The 17247-nt window shown below is 55.4% G+C and carries 9 protein-coding genes and 6 pseudogenes; 9 read left to right on the forward strand and 6 right to left on the reverse strand.

Annotated features, from left to right (window positions below):
• Positions 1-667 precede the first annotated feature (667 nt).
• The gene (locus tag NWI01_RS13840) at positions 668-1033 is read left to right on the forward strand and encodes a hypothetical protein (RefSeq protein ID WP_141384452.1); all 366 of its coding nucleotides are present in this window, start codon (positions 668-670) and stop codon (positions 1031-1033) included.
• 627 nt (positions 1034-1660) lie between these two features.
• Here NWI01_RS13840 and NWI01_RS13850 read toward each other — a convergent pair.
• Positions 1661-1804 (reverse strand): annotated as a pseudogene (locus NWI01_RS13850) (IS66 family transposase); the annotation flags it as partial.
• On the opposite strand from NWI01_RS13850, the pseudogene NWI01_RS13855 reads away from it, so the two are divergent.
• Both NWI01_RS13855 and NWI01_RS19665 read left to right on the forward strand, forming a co-directional pair.
• Positions 1802-1966: pseudogene (locus NWI01_RS13855) on the forward strand (transposase); the annotation flags it as partial. The pseudogenes NWI01_RS13850 and NWI01_RS13855 overlap by 3 nt on opposite strands.
• Positions 1967-1989: 23 nt before the next feature.
• Positions 1990-2283 (forward strand): annotated as a pseudogene (locus NWI01_RS19665) (UPF0149 family protein); the annotation flags it as partial.
• A 156-nt stretch (positions 2284-2439) separates the two neighbouring features.
• Here NWI01_RS19665 and NWI01_RS19670 read toward each other — a convergent pair.
• From NWI01_RS19670 to NWI01_RS13870, 3 genes and pseudogenes are all read right to left on the reverse strand, one after another.
• Positions 2440-2598, reverse strand: a pseudogene (locus NWI01_RS19670) (helix-turn-helix domain-containing protein); the annotation flags it as partial.
• An 80-nt stretch (positions 2599-2678) separates the two neighbouring features.
• Positions 2679-3893 (reverse strand): polysaccharide biosynthesis/export family protein, encoded by a 1215-nt coding sequence (locus tag NWI01_RS13865; protein ID WP_141384456.1) that lies wholly within the window; start codon positions 3891-3893, stop codon positions 2679-2681.
• Positions 3894-4016: 123 nt separating this feature from the next.
• Positions 4017-6353 carry a polysaccharide biosynthesis tyrosine autokinase gene (locus NWI01_RS13870; protein WP_141384458.1) on the reverse strand — a complete coding sequence of 779 codons (2337 nt, stop codon included), beginning with the start codon at positions 6351-6353 and terminating at the stop codon, positions 4017-4019.
• A gap of 412 nt (positions 6354-6765) precedes the next feature.
• Here NWI01_RS13870 and NWI01_RS13875 point away from each other — a divergent pair, with 412 nt between their 5' ends.
• From NWI01_RS13875 to NWI01_RS13885, 3 genes are all read left to right on the forward strand, one after another.
• Positions 6766-7605 carry a hypothetical protein gene (locus tag NWI01_RS13875; RefSeq protein WP_141384460.1) on the forward strand — a complete coding sequence of 280 codons (840 nt, stop codon included), beginning with the start codon at positions 6766-6768 and terminating at the stop codon, positions 7603-7605.
• 31 nt (positions 7606-7636) lie between these two features.
• On the forward strand, positions 7637-8056 hold the full coding sequence (locus NWI01_RS13880; RefSeq protein WP_141384462.1) for a hypothetical protein: 420 nt from the start codon (positions 7637-7639) through the stop codon (positions 8054-8056).
• 627 nt (positions 8057-8683) lie between these two features.
• A complete protein-coding gene (locus NWI01_RS13885; protein ID WP_141384464.1) occupies positions 8684-9481 on the forward strand; it encodes a hypothetical protein in 798 nt (265 codons plus the stop codon).
• A gap of 324 nt (positions 9482-9805) precedes the next feature.
• Here NWI01_RS13885 and NWI01_RS19675 read toward each other — a convergent pair whose 3' ends face one another.
• Positions 9806-10006, reverse strand: a complete 201-nt coding sequence (locus NWI01_RS19675; protein WP_244613769.1) for an SEC-C metal-binding domain-containing protein — start codon at positions 10004-10006, stop codon at positions 9806-9808.
• A 76-nt stretch (positions 10007-10082) separates the two neighbouring features.
• On the opposite strand from NWI01_RS19675, the gene tnpB reads away from it, so the two are divergent.
• Positions 10083-10241 carry an IS66 family insertion sequence element accessory protein TnpB gene (gene tnpB, locus NWI01_RS13895; protein ID WP_141384467.1) on the forward strand — a complete coding sequence of 53 codons (159 nt, stop codon included), beginning with the start codon at positions 10083-10085 and terminating at the stop codon, positions 10239-10241.
• Between the two features lie 25 nt (positions 10242-10266).
• Positions 10267-10494, forward strand: a pseudogene (locus NWI01_RS13900) (IS66 family transposase zinc-finger binding domain-containing protein); the annotation flags it as partial.
• 136 nt (positions 10495-10630) lie between these two features.
• Here NWI01_RS13900 and NWI01_RS20105 read toward each other — a convergent pair.
• Positions 10631-10981: pseudogene (locus NWI01_RS20105) on the reverse strand (transposase); the annotation flags it as partial.
• A 526-nt stretch (positions 10982-11507) separates the two neighbouring features.
• Between NWI01_RS20105 and NWI01_RS13910 the strand changes: the two are divergent.
• The gene (locus NWI01_RS13910) at positions 11508-16961 is read left to right on the forward strand and encodes a DUF4082 domain-containing protein (RefSeq protein ID WP_244613770.1); all 5454 of its coding nucleotides are present in this window, start codon (positions 11508-11510) and stop codon (positions 16959-16961) included.
• Positions 16962-17247 lie beyond the last annotated feature (286 nt).

Here is a 17247-nt window from a genome sequence, read left to right on the forward strand (position 1 = left end):
GAGAACTGGACAAAATTCCTCCAGCGCCGCGGCTCGCATTTCGGAGTTCTCCGAGACGACCTCGCCTCCGCTTGATACGAAGTCGATGAGCCGACGCTGCTTCACGAAATAATTAGATCCGTTAGGAGTCAAGTACGGATTTGCGTACTTGTCCCACCGCCTTCCATTTGCCCTATTCAACTTGGGCTAGGCGGGATTGACCCAAATATCCACATGAAGGCGAGATGGCGCAGGCATATCGGTTACGCCGTGGAGCGGCGTCAAGAGAATCATCATCGAATGAACCCCTGCGGCAGCTTCGCTTGTTGCAGTTGCACTTCCCCGTGACGAGACCTGGATTACCTCGGAAATTCTGGAGCGATACCGTGGGTACCGTCACAGCGACGTCCGATCGACATACGCTGAGAGAACTCCAGGAGACGGGAGGCAATAACATGCCGGCCGTCGCAGTGCCGCCGGAAACGAGTCGGCGACTGATCGCTAAGCCATCATATCAAGCCTGTTTCGTTATGAGACATTCGAAGGAGACACAGGCCACGATCAATTCAAGCGGGCGACCGCCACGAAGGACACAGCGCCTTGCCAAGCGGCATAATAACACCAAACGTTAATGATGTCAGGTATTTATAGGTTAGTCTCCTGGGCAACAACCGCGATTGGTACCAGCATGGATATTGCTCTTGTTTTGCTAGCTGTCAGCGCGCTGATCGGAGCAGCTACAGGTTTACGCTGTAAAGCCTTCGTCCTTGTGCCCATTGCATTATTGATTGCTCTTGTCTCCGCCGCCGTTCTCCGTGTTAGCGGTTTCGGTACCGGGGGAGGCATTGTAGTCATTATCGGGTGTTTGGTTTTGAACCAGGCTACCTACCTCCTGATTCAGATTGGTGGTCTTGGCTATGGTGATTCCAATCCATCATCGGATGATGTATTCGACGACGTACCACGCTCCGGTCGCGAGCAAGCTGTCAATGATAATTACGGCCATTATAATAAGCGCGCGCCATCCCGGTCTTCTTTTCCGCCGGAAATTTAGCTCCTTCCGGCGGAATTTCCTCCAGTACCCCTGGTACCATTTTCGTTCGAAAATCCGGGTCGTTGCGTCTTGGTGATACGGTGTTCGGGTCATAACAAGGCACTTTGCGTCGTGATTTATTGGGACGTTCTTTCCGAAGCAAGGCCGGTGCCATCTGACCTGATGCAGGTCCATTTCTGCCATTAACCATTTGGACCTGGGAATGGGGCGGCGCCTCATAATACAACTTTATTGAGTCAGATCCCCCGGAGAAATTCGACTCGTCCCACTTCTCCCTCGAACTCGAAGCGTTCATGATCAAGCGATCGCGGGAAGGCTATGGACGTATCGCTCCGGCGTGCCCGCGAGCGCCCATTGACTGGCGCAGATTCTGGCTGTCGCGCGGAAGACGCTAGGTTGGAGACCGCCGAGCGGCTGGCCAAGGCTCCTCGCCCTCATCGCGATGGCGTATCTTCTTCCTCACCATGTCCGCACGAGCAAAGCTCGAAGTTGCGCCGGAGACAGTGCTCACCCCGACCGAACGGCTCGGGCCAAGCCGCGCATCTTGCGCAAGACCCTCGCCACCTATTTGCTCCAGATCGCCATGCTCGGCGGCTATCTCGCACGCCACCACGATCCGCCGCCAGGAAACATGGTCGCCGCGCGTTGGCCACCGCGATCGGAGCCGCAGAACAGCCATGATTCTCTTCCCAGAGCGATACCGCGCAGGCCGCACTCGGCGGCATTGTTGGACATGCAAACGCGCCCGTCATCGAGGAACAGCGTGAACGCCGCATCATCATCTTCGACAGGAAGATCGATGCGGTGTTCCACGACAGTGAGGTGTGCCAACGCATCGCAAAGATCAAGGGCGACGGCCCCAAGACGGCGACTGCGATTGTCGCCGCCGTCGGCGACGGGTCCGAGTTCAAGAATGGCCGTCACCTTGCCGCCTGCTGACCTGCCCTGAACTGATCATGCCCAGGGACTGGCTTCCAGTCGTGTGGCATGAGGATAGTCCGGATCAGCAGCCGGCCTTCGAGAATCTGGAACATGCCAACCGGGTTCTCGGCCTCGTCATGGAGCACTACAACGGCGTGGGACGCCCACTGATGGAGTGCCCCGACGGCTACAGTCCGTTGTTCTCCCTCGACACGCGCAATAACGATGTTCTCTGGGAGCTTTGGATCGCAGGCTTCGAGCAGGCCATTGCGTTGCGCCCGGCGACCTGGAAAACGCTGCTCGACGCTTATGGCGATACGGCGGCAGCTATGAGCGGAATGTTGCTCCTCATCGACATCGCGCAGGGTGAAAAGAAAATGGATGACCAAGACCCGATCGTGTCGGCAACCCCCGACAAGATCGCAGGCTGGGTCGTCGTCCGCAATGAATGGCGCCTTGCCAACACTCAAGCCGGGCTGGAAGAACAAAGAAGTGCGCTGCTCCTTCGGCCTGATCGGCTCGTCCCCGACCATCGCCCGCGATCGCCACTTCCTCACTGTCTTCTCGTTGATGCCGAACCGCCTCGCGAGTTCTGCGGACGAAGCCTGCGATCGCTGTAGCTCCGCTCGAACGGCGTGCGTGATCTTGGCGCCCCCATCAAGAACCTAGCCCATCCCTCTCTGAGGGCAATGACCATACGCCGTCACACTGCGGGACTAAACACCTAGCGTTGAATCGGCGTTGGCGTCGTTATGACCGTGGTGGGCGTGCCACTGAGTGAGCTTTTTAAGATGTTGGCGTTGGTGGCATAGATTATCGGATCGTTAGCCGTTGCCATAATAGTTCGCAGGAAGACCAAGAACTTCGTCGTTTCGACCATCGAAGCATTGGACGTGTAGATAATATCCTTGTTCCGCATCTCGAAATTCTGCGCGAGGAAATATCCTGAAGGGTCACGCAAATTGAGGTGATAGATTACAGGTATGATCGGTCCTTCGAAGTGATTACAATCAACTCCGAGCCTGGCTGCGACTTCCCGTGTTTCTCCTCTATAAAGGAATACGAAACTTGGATCGGCGCGACTATCGTTCAAGCCCTGATTCTTGCCAATGGCTTCTGCGAGCGAGAGGCGCCATGCCTCAAACTTGAACTGGCCCTGCTGCCCTGCTGCCCCGAATGTAAGGAAGGTCTGTGGCTGGGTGAAAAGATAAATAGCGTCATTCGGCAGCGCATAGATATTGTTGCTAGGTTCGTAAAGCAATGCACCGAATGGGACGCTCGCTCGATGGTTGTTGCGCTCCAATGATACCCAAAGGTCATATCCTTGATTCATCGGACCGCCGGCCCTCGCGATGTAATCCAGGATACGCTCGCCAGAAGGGTTGGCAGGAAATCGTCCCGCCGTTCGTACATCACCCAGTACGCTGACCAGAGACGTGTTCTGTTGTGCCAGGGCGACGACAACCTGAGGCTCTAGAGCTCGGCCCTTCAGGCGATCGACAATAGCGGCTCCGATGTCCGGGGGGGTACGTCCCTTCGCGAGAACGGCGCCAGCGTATGGCACGGTTATGTTTCCGTTCTGATCGACAGCTTGGTTGGGAATAGTAACAAAATTACCCGCGCGAACTCCAGTCTCGGACGTAAAAAGTCCACCGGCTGCAGCCTCAAAGATCGTCACGCTGACCATATCTCCGATACCAAAGCGAAACGCCTTTGGTGGAGATCTATTGGCGAAAGCGTTGGACAGTCTCGGAGTATAATCTCCCAACACCTTTATGATCGAAGGACTAACATCCACCGAGGCGTACGGCATGCGTACTGGAACGCCTCCTTCGGACTGTTTTTCGACGTCAATACCTTGCGGGCCGCTGGCGGGGACGGTCGAGCATCCACCAACCAGAAGCGCCAAAAGAACCGAAGTCAGCGCAAAATTTCGCATCGTAAGGCTCAGGGCGCCCCAGTATTTGATTCGCTAGAAGATTGCATTTTTGGAGATTCAAAACAGGAGAAGATCAGGCCGTTGCGTTCGAAACTCAGAATATGTTGCCTATTTGCAACAATTTTAAGGGGTGCGGCGCGACGGGCTATCGCCCACTCCGTAATGTTCGTAATGGCTCTCGCTGTAATAGTCGCTTCGCGAACCATTATAGCTGGCCATTTCCTTGATGTCGGTTTTGTTTAGCACAGTGCCGACGATGTTCTCATAAACGTTTGGCGCGGTATGAAGTGCATGCTTCACAACGTCTATTTTGGTTCTGCCCCACTCCACGACATATATAAAACAGTCGACCACGGCAGAACTTGCTCTGGCGTCAACGATGGGGGCGAGCGGCGGAAGATCGATGATAACGTAATCATAGACCGAGCAAAGCCTTTCGACCAGGAGGTGCATCGGGTCGGCGCTAAGCATTTCGCTGCTGTGTAGCAAAGTGCTATTTTTCCCCGCTGGTATGAAAACTAAATTCGTCTCGGTGTCCGTCCATATAGCGCGCTCAATTGGCTGGCCTTCAGAAAGGACATCTATGAGGCCGATTGTTGCATAGGGAGCCAGTGCTTTCGATAAGGACGGGTTTCTGAGATCGCAATCGACAAGGATCACACTGTGTCCGCTTTGACCGATGAGTTGAGCCAAACAAGCAGCAATCGTGGATTTGCCCTCGCCGGGCTGTGTAGAGGTTACTCCGATGACTCTATTGGATGAGTGGTTGCGGCTCAGATCAATCCCCAGTTTGATGGATCTCATGGACTCAGCAAACCTCGACAAGGGCATATTCGCCACCGCCCAGTGTGGTGACGAGGTCTTGGATAAGGTCCTATAGTCCTGTTCATAGCCCGATCGTAAGGTGCTGGATGGCTGGTAATCTGGCGTTTCATCGGGAGGAAGTTGCGGAACCACAGCAAGGCACGGCAAATCTAAACTATCTTCCAACTGGGTTGGTGTCCGGAAAACACGATCCATCAAGTCTCTCAGGAACGCCAGGCCCGAACCAAGACCAATTCCCCCAAAAAGGCTCAGCGCGAAGACGACGAGCGTCTTCGGTTTGCTCTTTGTGGGTGGTGGTGACGCAGCGTAAATCAGGCGCGCTTCGGAGACCGGAAAGGATTGCTGCTGAGTTGATCCCATGTAGCGCTGCAGGAATGTATCATAGAGACTGCGATATTCCTTTGCTTGAGCCTGTAGCTCACGCAGGGTTACTCCCGCAGCATTGGTTGATCGAGAAAGAGCTACCGCTGTGGCGAGTTGTTTTTCGATTTCGTCCTGGCGTTGTTTCGCGGTTGCTTGATCGTTTCTGGTAGTCTCCGCGAGACGACGCACTTCCTCCTGAATGGATTTGCGGATATCCCGCATACGGTTCCGCAAATTTATGACTGCCTGATGGTCCCTTCCGAACTTGACGGAATAATCATTCTCGCGTCGCTGCGTATCAAGATACTGTTGGCGAAGTGAGGTAATGATCGGGCTGACAAGGAGATCGGATCCGGCAGCATCCATTTTCCCAATGGAATCCACGGCTTCAGGATTGTGCCTCAAAGCGCTTTCGTATCGGTCAAGGCGTACAGTGGCCTCTGTCGTTAGGGCTCTGGCAGCGACCAGCCGACTGTTCAACTCCGCGATCTGCTGTTCGTCAATTGGTCTGCCTTCGGTCGACGTCACAATGTTGTTCTTTGACTTATAAGCATTGACTGCGCGCTCCGCGCTTTCCGCCTGCTCTCCCAAACTGCGCAGACGTTGTTGAAGCCAGAGCATCGCGGTCTTGTTTGATTCGAATCTGGCATCGAGTTGGTCGGCGATGTAGGCGCTCGCGATTGCGTTTGTAATTTCAGCCGCTTTTGCCGCGCTGCTCCAACTGAAACCGATATCGATTACGTTGCTGGTATCGATGCGTGTTGCAGAAAGGCTTTTCTGGAAGGCTTCAATCATGTCCTCCAATGGATTGCCTTCTGTGTCGTCGCCCGATGTTCCCCCGAACCATAGTCGTATCCGCTTAAAGAGGGACGGATTTGCCCGCAGTGCGCTGTTATCCGCTAACTTGGATTCCCGTATGGCCGAAGCGATAATGTTCCGAGATCTGAGGATCTGAAGTTCCGTATCGATGAGAGTGTGATCAACTGAACGCTCTGCCCCAAGCGAAAGCTGCTGGACGAACGGCACATTTGCGTTTCCCAGCAGCAGTCGAGCGTGTGCCGTATAGGTCGGAGGAGTAACCACCAAGTAGAGCGCGCCCAGCACCAGCGCCATGGCAGTTGTGGCGATCACTAATGGATACTGACGCCGGACCAAGCCTTTGGTGAGGCTGACGGTATCCGCAAGATTGTTCTCTCTCGGCGGTTGAGCGACCTCGACGTCCCGGTGTGCCGCCCGTGTTCGGTCCGGTGAGGGCTCGATGTTTTGTAACATGCGATTTACCTTTGACCAGCCTTGGTCTCGCTTAGACCAAGGCTGAAGGGATACTGCACCACAAAATAATTGAAAAATAGCCACCGTCAAAATCAGAAATATAATAATTTAACTGATTTTGCCGCGAATCTCCCGCTCCAATGCGCGACGGAATCCAGCTAAGCTTATGTGAATGCTCATGATTATATATTGACGACGCTCAATGATGTTTTTAAGCATGACTTTTGAAATAATTAAGACGTAAGCCCGGGTGTCGTCTAATATGCACGGGCGGATGTGGTGCCCCTGACCGCAGGCGGGGGTCTTGCATTTTAGGCGCTCATCAAGATCCTCGTCAATAAACCGTATTGAATCGTTACCTGAACGGATTATCACGCATCAATAATTTGCCTCTAAAACAGTTAGTCGTCAGATGCTGAAAAGTGTCAGAAACAAGATCAAAACAGAGAGTGTTGATCGAAGCGGACTGTTTGCCAGCCTGTACATTATTGCGTGCGCCAACGGACTGACGGCGCGAATAGTCAAATCAATCCACTCTCGTGGATGGTTCGATGCAACTGTCGGTAATTTTGACGTTAGCATCATAGTGTGGGTGGCGTGCTTCGTGGGCGTTTCGCTGGTTCTGAGCGAGCGTGCAGGAAAAATACAGAAAGCCGATCTGGTTTTGTCGGCGGCTCTTTTGCTCTTAATAGCTCTGCCGATCGGTGCCACGAGTTGGCTCGCGGTGGCGATATTGAGCTTGTATATCTTGTTTCTTGGGCGGCCGGCCGATTCACTCCGTCGTGGAGCCATTGTTCTTCTGGCTGTCACTATACCGATGTTTTGGAGTCGGGTCGTTTTCAATTTGTTTGCCAGGTATATATTGGAGATCGATGCTATCTTTGTAAGGTGGGTGCTAGGCACGGAACGCACGGGAAATCTCGTCGAATTTGTCGATCATTCAGGTTCACTTGCCATCCTTCCGTCCTGCTCCTCTCTCGCCAATGTATCGCTGGCGTTACTTTGCTGGGCCACCGTTAGCCAATTCGCGCGACACAAATGGCGTTCCCAGGATATCCTCTGGTGCTTGCTGGCATGCTTCTCCGTTTTCGCCGTCAATGTACTTCGCGTCAGCCTCATGGGTGTCAGCGGCTCATTTTATCTGATGCTCCATAGTCCCCCGGTAGAGGTATTGTTAAGCATCATTATGCTGGGATTGGTTGTGTCGATCAGCCTCGCAGGTATTCGGCATGATTCTGTCATCGGTTCTTAAGTGGTCGATTGTGTTGGTGCTGATACCAACCATGACCTGGAAGATCGTGCGCCAGCCGGAGAATTTTGGCGAGACACACGGGGCGATCGTCAAGTTTTTAGAAGGTCAGAAGTTCGATGTTCGGATGACCGATGAGAGCATCGAGAACATGCCGATTATAGAAGCAAGAAACGAAGCCTGTCATTTGCGGATTGCAAGAGTTTCTCCGTTTGGACATGAAGCGGAGCTCGTTCGTAGAGCAAGTATGGTGGGCGATCGTATCTTCTATGTTTTTCGTGGCGTCGAATACCAGGAACAACCGGTTCGCCGAACATTATCGAATTATTTCTGGTTTAGATTTTTTCGAGAGTTGGGTTTGGTTTCGCGGGTTCCACCTGTGTTCGCCGTCATAACCTCATGTGGAAACGAGCAGATTCCTTGGGCCGAAATGGGTGCGCAGGAGCCAGTATGAGGGCTGCCAAGAGCAATTTAGCGACGTTGAGGCGAGCTTCGCAAGGGACAAGGTCGAGTTGGTCGCAGACTATCTCACTAGCACTCATTGATAAAAACCGCACAGCGAGCTCACGAGACGAGGGCTGGGCGACTGCACAGCCAGATAAATTTGGCGGGGATGGTTCTCGTGTATCCGAACTCTCGGGATGCGGTCGGAAACTTTCGACAGTTGACGGCATCCATATCCGAAACTGTTTCGCGCTTTCCCGAGGTGAATTATAATAAAGCTAGCTTGAGAGTGCGTATTATGTGCAAGCTTCAGCGTACGGTCAATTTTATAAATAACCAGTTTTCGTCGGAAGACGATAAGCAGCTTTTTTGGGGTTTTTTTCTAGCTGTCGCTTTTGGTTTTGCGATCGTTATCGTACGCCGATGGTTGAGCTAAAAGCCTGCCACGAATTGAATTCGACTTGCGTTGATGAGGCACGGTACCTCATGCTCTTCTTGGATCAGGTAAGCTCCCCAACCTTCGGGAGACTCGTCGCAGCGTCAAGCGGTGCGGGCTTAATTACGATTCGACCATCGAATTCGTGGATACAAAAGGCGGGCGCGAGTGGCCGATCTACCTATTGGAGGACCATGACCAATGTCATCCATTGCACGACGTAGTTTCCTAATTGGAGCGGGCGCCTTTGCCGTTTCGGGTCTCGGCTCAAGCGCCGCCAGGGAGGCTAAGGAGGTCGAAGCAGTGCTCGACACAAGAACGGATGGTATTCCATTAAGTTTCAACGATCCTATGTTCGCTGATGCGGAGATTCGTAATTCTCCGGTAAAATTGTCGAAGGGTTTGTCGCTGGCGGGCACCAGCATTGACCTGCCCAGAGATGATCGTACTGTTATCTGTCTCGGGGATAATTCGTTGTTGCGTTGTCGCATAAAATCGCGAGAGGTTGTGCGGATAGCGGGAGGAGGAACATTTACTATCGATGGCTGTTGGCTCGAGGCCATCGGAATAGGGAGTGACCATGCAGACTGCATTCAGTGTTACTCGCCTGGCGATGTCGGCACTCTTCATATTAAGAACACGACGATCCGCGCCTACAGAACCTCGGATGTGACGCCCCCACAGATTGGATCTCAAGGACTGTTCGTCGCCGACAACTGGACCGGCGCAGTAATCTGCGAGAATGTGGTGTTTTGGGGGGCGGGAAATTATGCCTGTCATATATTTCCCGACACCGGCGGGGACATTCATATAGATTTTCATAACGTCTTTTTTGTAGGGCCTTTTCAGTATGGGCCTTACAATATTCACGGCGCCGGTGGCCACCGGATAGTCGTTGATCGGTGGGATGGCGTGCGCAGTGCTATCATCGCAGACGGGCGAATAGTTGGTGGATCGCCTATTGCCGCTCCCAAAGAAAACGGACGGAGTAAAAAGTAATAAATGCTGTGTGGGATGCGCCGCCAACGTTGGTTACGTGCTCCCTCAATTCCTGCCGGGCATAAGTAGGTCCGGCTGCATTCTGGCCCTTGTTGGGCCTGGTTGCGAATGCCGATGGTGTTATGCCATCGAGGCTCGAAGGGGGTCTGACAGTGCTTGTACAGCAAGGTTTGAGAACGCCCACGAGACTGTTTTCCGAGAACTGCTTTATCATTGGCATCCGTGGTTCGGGATGCCGGTGGCGATCGACAAGGTCGATGGCATCGTTTTCCGCTGCGGATTGAGCAGTTCAGCGTAAGCGTCCGGCATAGACCGCAGTCGCGATTAATCGAGGCCGCCGCATTTCTTGTATTTCTTGCCTGAGCCACATGGGCATGGGTCGTTGCGACCGACCTTTTGCCGATGGACCGTCGCACTTCTTTGTTCTTCTGGCCCGGCTTGAGTGTTGGCAAAGCGCCATTCGACGACGACCGAGCCTGCGATCTTGTCGGGGGCTGCCGCCACGATCGGATCTTGGTCATCCATTTTCTTTTCACCGTATCGCTTCGGCGGCGGCCACCTTGCGCGGCGATCTGATCAAGATCCTGTGGCATGACGGGTCATCTCGCTTTACGCCAAGCGTCTGGACTGCGGCAAGTTCGTCTGGCCATCGGCGACGGACAGCGCGGTGTCGATCTCGGCGGCGCAGATGGCTTATATGCTCGAGGGCATCGACTGGCGGAATCCGCAACTGACGTGGCGACCGCAGAGCGCGGGCTGAGCCAGGAATTTTGCCATTGCGGGTGGCGAAAACGACGACGGTCCAGGGATTTGTGCGCAAGCGCGCCGCCGCGCGCCAGACCTTCCCGGTGCATCTGCCGCGCGAGCGGGTCGTCATCGAACCGCCGACAGCTTGCGCCTGCTGGGGTGGCAACCGCCTGCGCAAGCTCGGCGAGGATGTGACGCAGACGCTGGAAGTGATCCCGCGGCAGTGGAATGTGATCGAGACGGTGCGGGAGAAGTTCTCCGACTGCGCTTGCCCTTATGCTTGACCCAGCGGCCATCTACATCGTCTTCGCTGGCCGAAGCGATGATCGTCGCATCGACCAACGTGCCAACCTTGACCATGACCGCTCTGGCCTTGAGCTGTGCGGCCACCGCATCGAACAGCGCGACATCGAGACCATGCGCGACGAGCGTCCTGCGGTATCGAACGAAGGCAGCGCGCTCAGGTGTCGCCTCACTGCTGGAGAAACCGCAGAACCGGCGGAAGGATGCCCGGTCATCGAGCGCCTCCGCCAGCTTCACGTCCGACAGGTCGTACCAGATCGACAGCAGCAGCGCCTTGAACATTGCCAGCGGCGGCCAGGCGAGGTCGCCCTTGGTGGACGAATAAAGCGGATCGAGAAGAACCGTGACCGGCTGCCAATCGATCAGCTTGCCGATCTCATCGAGCGACGAGGCAGTGCGCCTACGATCTGCGAAACCGAACCGCTCTTGACCTATCGTACGATGCGCCACGGCACACCCTCCTCTTCGGAAAGCCCATAGAGTCAGCCATTCTCGGCCTCGTCTACATCCTTCCGCGCACAGGTCTCCTAACAGCCGGCCGAAACTCAAAGTGTGTATCTCCCGTGATTTATTTCAGACATTGCCCTGAGAAATGCAGATATCACCTTGTGATTTCGGGCGCCTTCGACGGCATTCAAATGACCGGGAATTATAAAATATATAATAACACCAAGAGATTGGCTGCAACCAAGCACTTCATGGCCTTAAAGGTAGCGCCCTTAAATTTTTAAATTTTTATGGGGTAGAATTATTTTTAAAAATGATTTACGGATTATTTTTTACGAATTTTGGCTGATGCTTTTTCGAGGTCGAATTAATGGGCACGACAGGGGCAACAGAAGATACGCGTTCCGCGATTGAAGCGTGGAGCACCCAATGGCAGCAACAAGCTCTTACTTCACCATGCGGTTCCTGCACCGGCAGAGCTTGTACGGTCTGTTCGGTCCGCACCGGCGGCGCCCAGGGCGAGAGCGGCATGCCTTCGGGCTACGCGCCGAAGGTTCTCGAATATTATAATTCAACTGGTTCCTCGGCTTCCTCGGCCGATGCTGGCGGCGTCAGCCTGTCGTCCCTGATGCTCACATCCCTCACGGCGCAGGGGACCGAGCAACCGTTCTCGCCAGACCACCCGAATCCAAGCACAGATGCCTCAACGTTTCCATCGCTGGCGCCGATCACGGCGACGGCGACGGCGACATTCGATACAACAGTGCAAAACATAACGCCCAATGCGATCGTGCTTGAAAACATGAAGCAGGGGACGCCCGAGAGCGAGTGGCTGATCGATCAGGGTGACCGTAGCATTGAGGGATTCGCCGCGCAGTTCTCGGTTGTTGGCGGGGATCGCGTCGACTTCAAGATCAACACCGACGCCACAGACTACCGGATCGATATCTACCGGATCGGCTATTACAATGGGGATGGCGCGCGCAAGGTTGATACCATCAATCAGTCGCTGTCTTCCGCGCAGATTCAGCCAGTACCGGTTTTCGACCCGACCTTAAAACTCGTCGACGCCGGCAACTGGTCGGTGTCGGCGTCCTGGGATGTTCCCCTCGAAGCGGTGTCGGGCATCTACCTTGCTAAACTGACGCGCCTCGATACCGGCGGGGAGAACATGATTCCCTTTATCGTTCGGGATGACATAAACCCGAGCGACATCACGTTCCAAACGTCGGACACGACGTGGCAGGCCTATAACTGGTGGGGCGGCTACAATCTTTACGGCGGCATTGACGCCGCCGGCAAGGCAGGTCGCTCCAGCGCCGTCAGCTATAATCGCCCGATCATCACCCGTGACGGCGGTTACTCGTCAGGTCCACAGGATTTCATCTTCAGCGTTGAATATCCGACGATTCGATGGCTTGAGCAGAACGGCTACGACATCAATTACATTACCGGCATCGACACCGCGCGTGACGGCGCACAACTCCTGAACAGCCAGATCTTTCTCTCGGTCGGCCACGACGAATACTGGTCCGCAGAGCAGCGTTCGAACGTCGAGGCCGCGCGCGATGCCGGCGTCAATCTCGCATTCCTCAGCGGCAATGAGATGTATTGGCAGTTCCGCTGGGAATCGAGCATCGATGGCAACGGTACGCCCTACAAGACGATGATCTCCTTCAAAGAAACCTGGGATAATGCCGACTCAGATCCCGGGTATACGACCGGAACATGGCGCGACGCACGATGGGGCGCCGGCCTGCCGGAGAACGCCCTTACCGGCACCATGTTCACCGTCGATTCCTATCGGCTCGACACGATTACGATCCCGCACGATCTTTCCAGTTTTCGCTTCTGGTCGAATACCGAAGTCGCCAACCTTGAGCCGGGTCAGGTCTATTCGCTGGTTCCCAACCTGCTCGGTTACGAGTGGGACTCCGATGTGGATAACGGCTTTCGCCCCGCTGGGCTCATCGTCCTTTCGTCCACGACGGTTGACGTCAATACCCTGCTGCTCGACAACGGCAACACGACCGGACCCGGAACAGCCACGCACAGTCTGACGCTCTACCGCGCTCCAAGCGGTGCCTTGGTGTTCGGCGCCGGAACGGTCTATTGGACCTGGGGTCTTGATTCACATCACGATAACGAGGCCACCCCGACCGATCCCAACGTCCAACAGGCAATGGTCAACCTGTTTGCCGATATGGGCGTTCAGCCACAGACGCTGATGCAAAGCCTCGTGGTCGCCTCGCAGTCCACAGACAATATCGCGCCGACGTCCGTCATCACATCTCCCACGACAAGCGGTTCCTACACCGCGGCACTACCGATCACGATTACCGGAACGGCTACGGATACGGGGGGCGGACTGGTCGCCGTCGTCGAGGTTTCGACTAACGGCGGAACCACATGGCATCGAGCGACCGGCTACGAGAACTGGAGCTACACATTCGTTCCGATAACCGGCGGCACTTACGATATTCGCTCTCGCGCCGTCGACGACAGCGTCAACATGGAGGTTTCACAGCAGGGGACTGTCATCACAGTCGACCCCGCTCCCACAGTATCGCTCTTCTCCCCGTCAAGCACTCCAACTACCCTGAGCGATGGAGACCCCAAGGGCGTCAATCTCGGCGTCAGCTTTTCCTCGAGTCAATCAGGAACGATCGTCGGCCTGAGATACTATAAGAGCATCGGCGATGGTGGCACGCACGTAGGTTCGCTGTGGAGCAGCACCGGCACACTGCTGGGCACGGCGACCTTTACGCAGGAGACCGACAGCGGTTGGCAAACCGTTACATTCGCCAATCCGATTTCGATCGCAGCCGGAACGACATACGTTGCGAGCTATCACAGCAACGGGCACTACGCTAATAGCTCAAACTACTTCACCGGCACCTATACCAGCGGCCCTCTCACCGTCGCTTCCGGTAATGGCTATTACACGTACAGTCTTGCCAACGCATTTCCGACAACGGCATCGAATGGTACCAATTACTGGATCGATGTCATCTTCAGTTCCGCCAACACCGTCAATGAGCCGCCTGTCGGCTACAACGACTACGGTTTCACCGCAATCCAGAATACACCGATCACGTTCTCCGCTGCGACGCTCTTAGCCAACGATATCGACCCCAATGGCGACATTCTGTCGATCAGCGGCGTCGGCGCAGCAGCAGGCGGATCCGTTTCATTCAACAGCGCAACCAACATCATCACATTCACGCCAAATCCGGGATATGTCGGTGCGGCCAGTTTCGGGTATGCCATCTCCGATGGTCGCGGAGGCACCGGATCCGCGGTCGTTCACATGAACGTCCTCGATCCCCAGAGCAGCGTCTCGCTGTTCTCAAGCTCGGATGTACCGGCGGTGTTATCCGATCCGGATAACGTTCCGGTCAACCTCGGCGTACGATTCACGTCATCCGCCAACGGCGTTATCGACGGGATCAAGTTCTACAAGGGCGTGAACGATACCGGCACGCACACCGGTTCGTTGTGGACCAGCACAGGCACACTGCTGGCCACCGTCACGTTCACGAACGAGACGGCCAGCGGGTGGCAGATCGCCACATTCGCTGATCCGGTCACTATCACCGCCGGGACCACCTACGTGGCGAGCTATCAAAGCAACGGCCGCTATGTTTCGACGCCCAACTACTTCTCGACAAACCACGTGAATGGCGTCCTGACCGCCCCTGCCGGCAACAACGGCCTCTACGCGTATGGTAGTGGTAACATTTTCCCGAACAACTCCTTTAACGCGGCCAACTATTGGGTCGACGTGATCTTCACTTCGGAAGGCGGCAGCACAAATAATGCACCGGTCGCCAACGGCGACAGCGGTTTCACCACCTCCCAGAACAATACGCTGACCATTTCCGCGGCAACGCTGCTGGCCAACGACACCGATGCTGACGGCGATACGCTGATCATTACCGGCGCCGGTTTAGGGGTCAACGGTACCGCCGCCTATATCGCGAACACGAATTCGGTGACCTTCACGCCGACGTCGGGTTACACGGGTCCTGCTTCGTTCACTTACGCCATCTCCGACGGCAACGGAGGTACCGCCACCGCCACCGTCAACCTGACGATCCTACCGTCGAACAACAATCCGCCGGTCGCCGTCAGCGACAGCGGCTTTACGACAACACGAGGCACCGCTCTTTCGATATCCGCCGCGACGTTGCTAGCCAACGATACCGATCTGGACAATGACACATTGGTTGTTACCGGGGTCAATGGTGGCATCAATGGAGCAGCGACATTCAACGCTCAAACCAACACGGTGATCTTCACGCCTACTGCAGGCTACACGGGGCCTGCATCGTTCATTTACTCCATCTCCGATGGCAACGGCGGCACCGACAGCGCCACCGTGAGCCTCAACGTCAATGCACCTCCAAATCAGGCGCCGGTCGCAGTCGATGACAACGGTCTAACGGTTGCTCAGGATTCGACCTTGTCGATCCCGGCCTCGGCGCTGCTCGCCAATGACATTGACCCCGACAACGATACGCTCACCATCACCGGAATCGTCAACGGCAGTTCCGTCAATGGAACAGCGACCTTCGACGCGCAAACTAACACCGTGTCCTTCTCTCCGATCGCCGGATACACCGGCGCGGCCAGTTTCCAGTACACGGTGTCGGACGGCCGTGGCGGCACCGCAAACGCGACGGTGAACCTGAACGTATCTCTTCCGACTGTGAGCCTGTTCTCGCCTTCAAGCATCCCGACCTCGCTTTCCGATCCGGATAACGTTCCGGTCAATCTCGGCGTCAGGTTCGTGGCTTCGATCGACGGGGAGATCACCGGCATCAGATACTACAAGGGCGCCAACGATAACGGCACCCATACCGGATCGCTGTGGAGCAGCAACGGCACGTTGCTGGCGACTGCCACCTTCACCAATGAGACCTCCAGCGGCTGGCAGTCCGTTACATTCAGCAATCCGATTGCGATTACGGCCGGGACAACCTACGTCGCCAGCTATCAGAGCAACGGCCGTTACACGTCGACGAGCGGCTTTTTCAACGCCACCTACACGAATGGGCCATTGAGCGCACCGGGATCCCAGAATGGCGTCTACGCCTATGGCGGAGCCAACCTGTTCCCCACCAGCAGCTATGGCGCGACCAACTATTGGGTCGATGTGACGTTCAGAGCGGCAACCCCGGCTGCCAATCAATCGCCAATCGCCGCAAACGATAGCGGCTTCAGCGGCACGCAAGACTCCATCCTCACGATCCCCGTTTCGGCGCTCCTCGCCAATGACAGCGATCCGGATGGCGACGCGCTGTCGGTGACAGGCGTCAGCAACAGTTCAAATGGCGTTGCGACATTCAACTCGCAGACCAACACGATCACTTTCACGCCAAATGCCGGATACAACGGCTCGGCCTCTTTTGATTACGCGATCTCTGACGGGCGCGGCGGCACAGCAACAGCAACGGCGAGCCTTTCCATCAATCCAGCGTCTTCATCTGTCGTGAGCCTGTACGACCCGAGCTACGTCCCAGCGATGACCTCGGTTGTCGACCCGAATCCGGTTGAGCTTGGCATGAGGTTCCAAGCATCAACCGACGGACAGATCACCGGCATCCGTTTTTACAAGAGTGCCCAGGACGTCGGCACTCATGTCGGCAATCTCTGGACCGCCGAGGGTACGTTGCTGGCGACGGCGACGTTCACCAACGAAACGGCAAGCGGCTGGCAGCAGGTGGAGTTCGCATCGCCTGTCTCGATCAACGCCAATACAACATACGTCGCGTCATATCACAGCTCAGGAAACTATGCGGCGGATCCCAGACTGTTCAACAATTCCATTACAAATGGACCGCTGACAGCTCCGTCGTCATCGTTAATCGGCGGCAACGGCGTATACGCTTATGGAGGATCGAGCTTGTTCCCGACCAGTTCGTACAACTCGACGGGTTATGGCGTCGACGTTCTGTTCCGCGCGCAACTCGCTGCATAACCGAGGATCGGAGCCTTTCCGCTTCTGATGGAATCAGAAGCGGGGCTCTACGATATTGTTTTAACGCGCTTTCATCACGCGAACCGGTATCCGCTTCGCTCCAAAACGCTATAGGTTCAGCTTAAGTGCGGAAATCGGCATCCGAGGGAACGATGCTGTTCTCTTGACCTGCGGAACGTGTCATTGCCACCGTGGCCGGGTGAGAGCTACAGGACGGTAGCAGCGTAGCAGCGACGTCCAGAGTAAGCGTAGCCAATGTAGTAAATTGGTCGCAACTAGAGCGGCC

The organism is Nitrobacter winogradskyi (genome assembly GCF_006539545.1).
Taxonomy (GTDB): Bacteria; Pseudomonadota; Alphaproteobacteria; order Rhizobiales; family Xanthobacteraceae; genus Nitrobacter; species Nitrobacter winogradskyi_A.